The organism is Clostridium sp. AF37-5, from assembly GCF_003477605.1.
Lineage (GTDB): Bacteria > Bacillota > Clostridia > Lachnospirales > Lachnospiraceae > Eubacterium_F.
In genome coordinates, this window is sequence record NZ_QUDR01000007.1 from 1 (window position 1) to 1,028 (window position 1,028).

General features: G+C 40.0%; 1 protein-coding gene. It reads right to left on the minus strand.

What is annotated here, in order from left to right; all coding sequences use genetic code 11:
• Positions 1–1,028 (minus strand): Rpn family recombination-promoting nuclease/putative transposase (locus DW019_RS06105; protein ID WP_207663921.1); only part of this gene is annotated, 1,028 nt, incomplete at both ends.

Consider the following 1,028-nt stretch of genomic DNA (forward strand, 5'->3'; position numbering starts at 1 on the left):
TTCCTTTTGGTATTCTGTATCCATGATTGCTTTTTGTATATCTTCCATTCGATGATCTGCTAATAAACAATGATATAATGTGTTGATTTCCTCGATCCCTTGCGAAATTCCCTTTGCCATTCCACGCGCCTCTCCTTGGACAATCCCTTTTTCTATTCCACGCGCTTCTCCTTTGGCAATCCCTTGCGCAATTCCTTTCTCTATTCCTCGTGCTTCTCCTCGTTCTTCATACATATCTAACAATACACACATATTGATTTTTCCTCCTTTTCCTTCAGTTTCTTCTATTAATTCTTTTGCTTTCTGATATCTCCTGTCGTTTGTCACCGCAGACAACCAGTCTAAAAACGCCTCCGGATGGTCTAATTCAAACTCCGTTGTTTGAAAATATTCATCCAGTTTCTTTCTGTCATTTCCACAAGACAGATAATGGACTATGTATTTAAAATCTGATTGATACTGGCGGATTGTCGTTTCCGGCTGGCTGGCTAGGTTAATAATACAAATCGGATGCTCAGGAATCCATTTTGTAAGTTCCTCACCAATATCTTCCGGAAACTCCAGCATATCATTCAGACATCTTGGCTTTCCCCATTCATTCTGACTGTAATTCAAAACCAGAGTGATGACCGGACTTAATTTCTGTGAATCGTTAAGTTCCTTTGTCATCGGATTTGGATAATTGCCGGTTTTCCGATTACTTTCTTTCGCTTCCTTGATCTGCTCCATATATTTGGCGTGCTGGTACCCCATATCACGCACCGGCATAACGTTGTTTTTGTCACTCTGATTTTCCAGACATAAGAAAAAACTTCTATTGTGCTTCTTACACTTCATCGGCACATCCATCTGTAACTGCCGAAGTTTATCATCTGATACGGCTTTCGTAATCAACTCGCCGGGTTCCCGCGACAACTCTTTCGCTGACACATAACATCTGCCACCAAATAAGTTTACGTTTACAATGTCTGAAAATACATCTTTGTATTGTAGTAAATTTTTCTCTGCTAAATCTTTTGCTCCCAAAT